The organism is Kitasatospora sp. NPDC004799 (assembly GCF_040609095.1).
GTDB lineage: Bacteria > Actinomycetota > Actinomycetes > Streptomycetales > Streptomycetaceae > Kitasatospora.
Window position 1 is genome coordinate 1 of the sequence record NZ_JBEXJK010000353.1, and the last position, 8,729, is coordinate 8,729.

Annotated in this window: 4 protein-coding genes and 1 pseudogene; all 5 read right to left on the bottom strand. The window is 75.6% G+C overall.

The genetic code is table 11. From position 1 onward, the window contains the following. Nucleotides 1–134: 134 nt before the first annotated feature. Nucleotides 135–2,081 (bottom strand): alginate lyase family protein, encoded by a 1,947-nt coding sequence (locus ABZW03_RS31790; protein ID WP_355265963.1) that lies wholly within the window; start codon nucleotides 2,079–2,081, stop codon nucleotides 135–137. A 2-nt stretch (nucleotides 2,082–2,083) separates the two neighbouring features. After that, nucleotides 2,084–4,288, bottom strand: a complete 2,205-nt coding sequence (locus ABZW03_RS31795) for a bi-domain-containing oxidoreductase (RefSeq protein WP_355265965.1) — start codon at nucleotides 4,286–4,288, stop codon at nucleotides 2,084–2,086. Between the two features lie 76 nt (nucleotides 4,289–4,364). Continuing rightward, nucleotides 4,365–6,302 carry an asparagine synthase (glutamine-hydrolyzing) gene (gene asnB / locus ABZW03_RS31800; protein ID WP_355265968.1) on the bottom strand — a complete coding sequence of 646 codons (1,938 nt, stop codon included), beginning with the start codon at nucleotides 6,300–6,302 and terminating at the stop codon, nucleotides 4,365–4,367. Between the two features lie 3 nt (nucleotides 6,303–6,305). Continuing rightward, complete coding sequence (locus ABZW03_RS31805; protein WP_355265971.1) at nucleotides 6,306–7,949, bottom strand: Wzz/FepE/Etk N-terminal domain-containing protein; 1,644 nt, start codon at nucleotides 7,947–7,949, stop codon at nucleotides 6,306–6,308. Continuing rightward, nucleotides 7,946–8,638 (bottom strand): annotated as a pseudogene (locus tag ABZW03_RS31810) (polysaccharide biosynthesis protein); the annotation flags it as partial. The pseudogene ABZW03_RS31810 and the gene ABZW03_RS31805, both read right to left, overlap by 4 nt. Between the last annotated feature and the right edge of the window lie 91 nt (nucleotides 8,639–8,729).

The window sequence follows — 8,729 nt, forward strand, 5'->3', positions numbered from 1 at the left end:
GGGCACGCACCTCGCCGCGTTGTCGTCGGTCGCCAATGCTCCGCAGTGGCTCCCTCCTCCGCCTTGCGATGCACGCACCCCAACGCCGCTCGCTGGTCCAACGCGAATCGTCAGACACGCCCTCATCCCCACCCTCACCCCTCGCCGTTGAACCCGAGGAGGGTGGTGAAGGCCTGCGCGCCGTCGGCGACGCCGGTGCCGACCAGCGTGGTGGCGGGCTCCTTGCGGCCGAAACCGGGGGAGTACCAGCCCAGCGGCGGGTCGCTCTCGCCGCGGTGCGCCCGCCAGGACAGCTGCCCGGGCAGGTCGAGCACGGCGGAGCGCCGCCCGCCGTCCCCGGTCCAGGTCAGTACGGCCCGGTTCCCGGTCAGCTCCGCGGTGACCGCCGGGCCGAGGTGGAACGCCAGCCGGACGGCCCCGCCCGGCCCGCTCACCTCGTCGAGGATCCGCAACTCCCGCTCGGCGTACCGCAGTTCCACCCGTCGGCGGTGGACGGTGGGCCGGTAGCCGTCGTGCTCGGCGCGCCAGCGGCCCACCGCCGGGTCGGAGGTGTCCGCGACCAGCACGCGGCTGCGGGCGTGCCGGGTCCACAGGAAGGGGCCGCCGGAGACGGACTGGTCGGCGCCGTCCAGCTCCAGGGTGTTGTGGCCCAGGGTCGAGCGGAAGTACCGCCGCCACGCCGGCTGCCCGTGGTAGCAGAACGTCCCCGGGTCGGCGAGCACGTCGACCCCGTCGTGGCGCACCTCCACGGACAGCGCGTCCGCGTGGCCGTGCGCGGCGATCGACAGGAACCCGTGCGGGCCGCCGTCGCAGCGGCACCAGATGTCCTGCCCGGCGCGCAGGACCGTCATCCCCGCGTCGGGGAAGTGCACCGGCCGGACGGCCGGGCGCCGCACCTCCGTGCCGTACGGCCGCAGGAGCGCGGCCAGCAGCGGGGTGCGCACGTCGGTGCCGGTCACCGCCGGCCACCAGGGGAGCCGGCCGAACACGGCGCCGCCGGTGGCCAGCAGCGAGGCCCAGCGGTCGGTGCCCGCGCCGTCCACGACCAGGCCGTGCCCGTCGTCCGCGTCCCCCTGGCGCGGGGGCCGCAGCCGGTCGTCCACGACGGCCGCGAGCGCGTCGGTCATCCGCAGCAGCACCAGCCGGACGGTCGCGGGGACGGGCACGGCGGCGGCGTCCGCCTCGGCCAGCGCGGCCAGGCCGAGTTCCAGGACGAGTCCGTGGTACTCGGTGGCCAGTTCGCGGTTGAGGCCGGAGCGGAAGGTGTTGGCGCGCAGGTGCCGGTCCAGCGCGCTCAGCGCCTCCGCGCGCCAGTGCTCCGACTCGGGGAACCAGTCGAAGGCGCAGGCCGCGGCGAACTGCCCGGCGGCCTCGGCGATGACGTGGTTGTTCGCCGAGGACCCCCGGCTGGGGAACGCGGCCAGCCAGCGCTGGTGGTGCCAGATCTGGTGCAGCGCCTCCGGGTCGTCCTCGAACAGCGCGGCCGCGCCGCCCCAGCCGTCGAGCAGCCGGCGGACCCAGACCCAGGACAGCAGCCGGATGCCCAGCTCGATGCCGCTGACCCAGTGCACGCCCTCCAGCGGCGGGTTGACCCGCCACCAGGAGCGCAGGTGCTCGGCCACCCGCTCGGCGTAGCGCTCGTTGCCGGTGACGGCGTACGCGGCGGCGAGCACCGTCAGGTACTGGTGCCGGGAGGGCTCCCAGATCTGCTTGATGTCCCCGACCGTCTCCTCGTCCCGGTACGGCACGTCGAAGGCGTAGCCGGCCGTGGCCCGCCGCCCCGTCCGCGGGTCGAGCCACCAGTCCGGGGCCGCCAGGTCCTCGCGCACCACCCCGAAGAACTCGGCGCGGCCGTCCATCAGCCGGTCCGCCTCGGCGACCAGGCGCTTGGCGGCCTCGTCCGGCACCGCGGCCACCGCCCCGGCGGGCAGCACGGCGGTGAACCGGGCGCCGGTCACCAGCGGGCCGGCGGGCGGCACCGCGTGGCGCCACCGCCGCCTGCGCACCGCGTCGGCCACCCGGCCGGCGACCTCCTGGGGCCCCATCGCGGACAGCCGCCGCAGGTACCACCCCGGGCTCATGGTCACAGTGACCTCGCCAGGGCCACCGGCGCTCCGCCGCCCAGCGAGGCCTGGACGGCGAGGGTGGCCGCCGTGGTGGCGACCAGCGACTCCAGCGGCACCGGCATCGGCCCGCCGGTGCGCACGGCCCGGACGAACGCGGCCAGTTCGTTGGACTGGCCCTTGTCCCGGGCCTTGGGCAGCCGGGAGCTGACCCACCGCTTGCGGCCGGCCGTGCCGCCCTCGAAGTACACCGAGGCGCGGACGAAGTCGTCGAGCGTGAGCACCTTGCCGTCCGCGAGGAGGTCCAGCGTCTCCTTGGGGAAGCCGGGCGCGCCGGAGGTGACGTAGCTGATGGTGGCGGTGGAGCCGTCCGGGTAGCGCAGCACGACCTGGAGGTCCTCGTTGCCGGACGGGGCGACGGCGTACACCGACACCGGGTCGGCGTCCAGCAGCCAGCTCGCGGTGTCGACGAAGTGCCCGCCCTCGCCCTCGAACCGGGAGCCCTCGGTGCCCTGCTGGAGGTACCAGCTGCCGTGCTGGAGCCGGCCCGCGTTGACCAGGTAGCGCAGGCTCGCCGGGCCGGTCCGGGCGCCGAGGCGGGCCTTGGCCTCGCGCAGCAGCGGCGCGAAGCGGCGGTTGAAGCCCACCTGGAGGCGGTCGTTGCCGGACTCCTCCACCGCGGCGAGCACGGAGGCGAGTTCCTCCTCGGTCAGGGCGAGCGGCTTCTCCACGAAGACCGCCTTGCCGGCGAGCAGCGCCCGGCGGGTCAGCTCGGCGTGCGAGCTGTGCCGGGTGACCACGAACACCGCGTCGATCGAGGAGTCCCCGAGGACGGCGTCGAGGTCGGTGGTCGCTCGGGCGAAGCCGAACTTGCGCTGGGCGTTGGCGGCGGACAGGGCCGTGGTGGTGACCACGGTGGACAGCGCGACGCCCTCGCGCTGGGCCAGGTGCGGCAGCAGCATCGAGGTCGCGTAGTTCCCGGCGCCGACGAACGCCAGGCGCACCGGGGAGGTCGCGGCGCGGGCCGGGGCGGCGGTGGTGGCGGCGCGCCGCACCGCGGGCACCGTCAGCTTCGGGGCCTCGGGCTGCGCCTCGCCCGCGGCCCCGGCGTACCGGAACAGCACGGCCACGGCCTTCAGGCCGCCGTCCTTCAGGCTCCGGTACGTCTCGACGGCGTCCTCGAAGTCGGCGACGTGGGAGATCAGCGGCTCCACGTCGACGCGGCCGCGGGCCGTCAGGTCGAGGAAGCAGGCCAGGTTGCGGCGCTCGGTCCAGCGCACGTAGCCGATCGGGTAGTCCCGCCCCTCCAGCTCGTACGACGGGTCGTAGCGCCCGGGGCCGTACGAGCGGGAGAAGCGGACGTCCAGCTCCTTCTCGTAGTACGCGTTCCACGGCAGGTCCAGTCGGCACTTGCCGATGTCGACGACCCGGCCGCGGTCCCGGGCCAGCTGGGCGGCCAGCTCCACGGGCTGGTTGCTGCCGCCGCCGGCCGCCAGGTACACCTGGTCCACGCCGTGACCGTCGGTCAGCTCGGCGACGGCGGTCGCCACCGTCGCGGAGGCGGGGTCGCCGCAGGCCACCGCGCCCAGGCGGACGGCGAGTTCGCAGCGCGAAGGGTCGGGGTCGGCCCCGACGACGCGCACCCCCGCGGCGGTGAGCAGCTGCACCACCAGCTGCCCGATCAGCCCGAGGCCGATGACCAGCGCCACCTCGCCGAGCTGCGGCTCGCCCTGGCGCACGCCCTGCAGCGCGATCGACCCGACGGTGCCGAAGGCCGCGTGCCGCGGCGCGAGGCCGTCCGGCACCGGGGTGTAGAGGTTCTTCGGCACCCAGTTCAGCTCGGCGTGCAGCGCGTGCTCGTTGCCGGCGCAGGCCACCAGGTCGCCGACCTTCACGTCGTCGATCCCGGCGCCGACCTGCTCGACCACCCCGCACAGCGAGTAGCCCAGCGGCGTGTACGAGTCCAGCTTGCCCATCACCTTGCGGTAGGTGGCGGGCAGCCCGTTGACGGCCACGCTCTGCATCACCTTGGCCACCTGGTCCGGCCGGGAGCGGGCCTTGCCCACCATCGACATGCCGGCCTCGGAGACCTTCATCAGCTCGGTCCCGGTGGAGATCAGCGAGAAGGCGCTGCGGACCAGCACCCCGCCCGGCTTGCACCCCGGCACCGGCACGTCGAGCACCGACAGCTCGCCGCTCTTGTAGTTCTGCACAACCTGTTTCACCGGAAGTCCCCTTGCTTCTATGCCGGTTGTCTCTGAGCCGGTTTGGTCTGAGCCGTCGTCCTGAGGAGCCGTCGGACTAAGGAGCCGTCGGACCGGCGCGGAGGCCGGAGCCGGAGGTCGCGCCGCGGTACCAGTACTCCAGGGTCAGCACGTGCCACAGGTGCTTGGAGTAGTCCTGCTGCCCGGCGGCGTCCTCGGCGACCAGCCGGGCCAGCGCGTCGCGGCGCAGGAACCCGGACCGCACGAGTTCGCCGTCGTTGACCACCTCGCGCACCAGCGGGGCTAGGTCCCGGCTCATCCAGGCCCGCAGCGGGGCGCTGAACAGGCCCTTGGGCCGGTACACGATCTCCCGGGGCAGGACCGAGGCGGCCGCCTCCTTGAGGACGGCCTTGCCCTGGCGCCCGACGATCTTGCGGTCGCCGGGCACGGTGAACGCCGCCCGGACCACCTCGACGTCCACGTACGGCACCCGCACCTCGGTGGAGGCGGCCATGCTGGAGCGGTCCGTGTACGCGAGGTTGAGGCCCGGCAGGAACATCCGGGCGTCGCCCAGGCACATCCGGTTGACGAAGTCGTCGAGGTCGTTGTCCTGGTAGACGTCCGCGTGCTCGGTGAGCACGTCGTCGACCGTCCCGGCCAGGTCCGGGTCCACCAGGTCGAGCAGCTCCGCCCGGTCGTACATGGTGTAGCTGCGCCGGAACGCCGTCTCCTCCGGCAGGTCGGCGAAGGAGAGGAACCGCTTGGCGAACCGCACCGAGCGCAGCCCCCGGCGGGAGGTGGCGACCGGCAGCCGGTCCACGGCCGCGGCCAGGCCGCGCCGCAGCGGCCGGGGGACGCGCTGGTAGCGCAGCGCGAGGCGGTTGGCCAGGTGCTTGCGGTAGCCGGCGAACAGCTCGTCGGCCCCCATCCCGGAGAGCATCACCTTGACCCCGGCCTCCCGGGCGGCCGAGCAGATCAGGAAGGTGTTGATCGCGGCCGGGTCGCCGATCGGCTCGTCCAGGTGGTACGTCATCCGCGGCAGCAGGTCGAGCACGTCCGGGGCGATCTCGATCTCGTGCAGGTCGACGCCGAACCGCTCGGCCACCTGCCGGGCGTAGCGCAGGTCGTCCGGCATCGCCTCGAACCGGGCGTCCTCGGGGCGGAAGCCGATCGTGTAGGCGGGGATCCCGGGCCGGTCGCGGGCGGCCAGCGCGGTCAGGTAGCTGGAGTCCAGCCCGCCGGAGAGGAAGGTCGCCACCGGGACGTCGGAGAGCAGGTGACGCCGCGTCGACTCCTCGACGACGGCGGCGAGGTCCGGCAGTTCACCGGCCCGGGCCCGCTCCCGGCCCTCGGCGGCGACCTCCCGCAGGTGCCAGAACCGGCCGCGCTCCACCCGGCCGTCGGGCCGGCAGCGCAGCCAGCTGCCCGGCGGCAGCTTCTCCGCCTCGCGGAACGCGCACCGCGAGTCCGGCACCCAGTAGTACAGCAACGAGGCCACCAGCGCCGCGTGGTCCACCTCCAGCGACCCGCCGGTGGCGGCCGCCAGCGCCTTGAGCTCGGAGGCGAACACCAGGCCCTCGCCGCGCCGGAGCAGGAACAGCGGCTTGATGCCGAGCTGGTCGCGGGCGAGCACCAGCTCGCCGGTGCGCTCGTCGAAGACCCCGAAGGCGAACATGCCGCGCAGCCGGGGCAGGCAGTCGGTGCCCCAGCGCCGCCAGGCCTCCAGCAGCACCTCGGTGTCGGAGGTGCCGCGGAAGCGCACCCCGGCGGCCGCCAGCTCGGCCCGCAGTTCGGGGGCGTTGTACAGCTCGCCGTTGTACGTCAGGACGAGGCCGTCCGAGACCATCGGCTGGGCGCCGGTCTCGGAGAGGTCGACGATGGCCAGCCGCCGGTGCCCCAGGTGCACCTCGCCGTCACCGACGGGGTGGCCGTAGCGGCCCGTCCCGTCCGGGCCGCGGTGGGCGAGGGCCTCGGTGAGGAGGTCGGTCACGACCTTCCCGTCCGGCCATCGGTACGTGCCCGCGATGCCACACATGTCCTACCGCACCTCCTGGTCGCTGTCCGGGACCCGTGCGGTCCACGTCGTCGTCCGTCCCGTCCGCCGCGGGTCCGTTCCGCTGGGCCGATCTGTTCCGCTGGGCCGCTCCGACCCGCTGTGCCGCTGCTCGGTACCGCTGTACGGCTCGGTACCGCCGTGCGGCTCGGTTCCGCCGTGCTGCTCGGCCCGGTTGCGGCGGGCCGGCCGTACGTAGCGGCGGCGGGTGGTCGTGCGCGGGCCGTCCCACAGGGTGCCGTCGGTCCGGTCGCCCGGGTCGGGGTCGATCAGCACCACGCCGAGCACCGGGATGCGCTGGTCGGCGAGCTGCCGGGCCACGGTGTGCAGCCAGGCGGTGCTGCCGTGCCCGGCCCGGACGACGAGCACGGCCCGGGTGCCCAGGTACCGCAGGTCGGTCCACGCCGTGCCGGGCGCCACCGAGCCGACGCCGATCCGGCGCTCCCGGCCCGGCCCGTCCGCCGCCCGCTCCTCGCCGCGGACCACGGTCGGGCCCCCGGCCGGGCGGCGGCGGTCGGCGAGCTGCCGACCGGGCAGGCCGTCGACCACGAGCACCGGCCCCTCCTCCGCCAGCGCCCCGGCGAGGTCCAGCGCGAGCGCGCCCGCGCTGCGCGCGCAGCCCAGTTCCAGCAGCGACACCGGCTCCGCGGAGCCGCGTACGGTGCGGGCCAGGGTCGTGGTGGCCCGCGCCCGCGCCGCCCTGGTCCGGCCGAGCTGCCACCGGCCGACCGGGCGGCGGGGCACCCGGCGCAGCTCCGCGAGGACCGAGGCGCCGAGGTGCGCCGCGATCTCCCGGCGCAGGACGGGGCGGTCCGCCACCACCGCGCCGACCGCGGCCACCGCGAGCCCGAGGACCAGCCCGAGGACGAGCCCGATCGCGGCGTCGGTGGCGGCGGTCTTCGGCAGGGACTGCTTCACCGCGCGCGGGGCGTCCACGATCTGGGTGCCGGCGACCAGCCGGGGCGTGCCGACGTGCGCCTCCGCGGCGCGCCGGCCGAAGTCGGTGATCCGCGAGGTGAGGTCGGCCCGGCTGGCGAACAGCGCCTCCAGGTTCGCCGAGGCCTTCGGTCCGCTCTGCTGCGGCGCCTCCCCGATCGCCTTGTTGACCTGGGCGAGTTCCTCCTGCATCCGGTCCCGCTGGTCGAGCAGGGCCTTGGCCTCGGCGTCCGCGGTCTCCTTGATCCGCCGCACGTGGTCCGCGACGAACGCCTCGGCCAGCGCCTTGGCCCGGGCCGCCGCCTCGGTGTCGCTGCGGCCCGTCACGGTGATCTGGAGCAGGTTGTTGGTCAGGCCGAGCCCGCTGTAGTCCTTGAGGAAGTCCTCCGGCCGGTCCGGCGCCCCGAGGGCCTTCAGCGCCTGGCCGGCGATCCCGGTGGTCTGCAGCAGCGCCGCGTCGGTGCGGATCAGCGTCCCGGAGTCGTTCGGCTGGTCCTCCTGGTGGGCGACCAGCACCGTGGTCACGGCGGTGGGCGGCGGCGGTACCAGGACGGCCACCGCCGCGCCGAGCAGCAGCCCGACCAGTGCCAGGGAGCACCAGAGGCGGCGGCGCCTGCGCACCGCGACCACCAGCGACTGGAGGTCCAGCAGCGGGGCGGCGGCCGGCGGCTCCGGAGCCGTACGCGTCGTCACCCCGAACCGCTCCTCGCGTCGTCGCGGACCGCGAGCGCGGGCACCGCGTCGTCCTCGGGCACCGGTGCGGCGCCCTCCGCCGTGGCGCCCGCCGTCGCGGCGCCCGCCGTCGCGGCGGCCTCCGGCCGGCGGTCGGCGTGACGGCCGGCCCGACGGCCGGCGGCCCGCGCCGACCGGGCCCGGACCGCGCCGGCGACGACGGCGCCGACCACCTCGTGCCCGGCGTCCGCGCAGGCCTCGGCGAGGCCGGTGAGCTCCCCGGCGGTCCAGCTGCCCGCGCTGAGCACGACCAGCGCACCGGACTCGTCCTCGCGGTCCGGCAGCAGCGGCCGGGACACCGGGACCTCCACCACCCGCAGCCCGGGGCACCCCTGGCCCGAGGGGCCCGGCGAGGGGTCGCCCCCCGCCTCGGCGACGAGCTGCCCGGCGGCCCGGTGGGCCAGCACGTCGCCCTCCGGGACGACGACCAACAGAGTTCGGGGGAGCGGCAGTCGATCCCGGAGGCGGTCGCACACCCGCCGGTAGCGGAGCCGGCGGTCGGCCTCGTCGCCGGAGGCGTGCGGGCTCGGCAGGTCCCACCGGACGTCGAGGCCCAGCAGCCGGCGGACGGCGGCCCGCGGGCCACGGCCGGCCGGCCGCCGCCCGGGCCGCCCGCCGGGCACGTCGACGGTGCCGAGGAGCGCCGCGCCCGGAAGTCGCGGAGAAGCGGAGAAGTGGGGTTCTCAACTGTTGCCTCCACAGCGGAAGTTTGTTACCAACAGGTAACCCGAGGGCTCCATC

Coding starts and splice junctions, on each gene's coding strand:
- ABZW03_RS31790 (WP_355265963.1), bottom strand. CDS start 2,081: ATGAGCCCGGGGTGGTACCTGCGGCGGCTGTCCGCGATGGGGCCCCAG.
- asnB (WP_355265968.1), bottom strand. CDS start 6,302: ATGTGTGGCATCGCGGGCACGTACCGATGGCCGGACGGGAAGGTCGTG.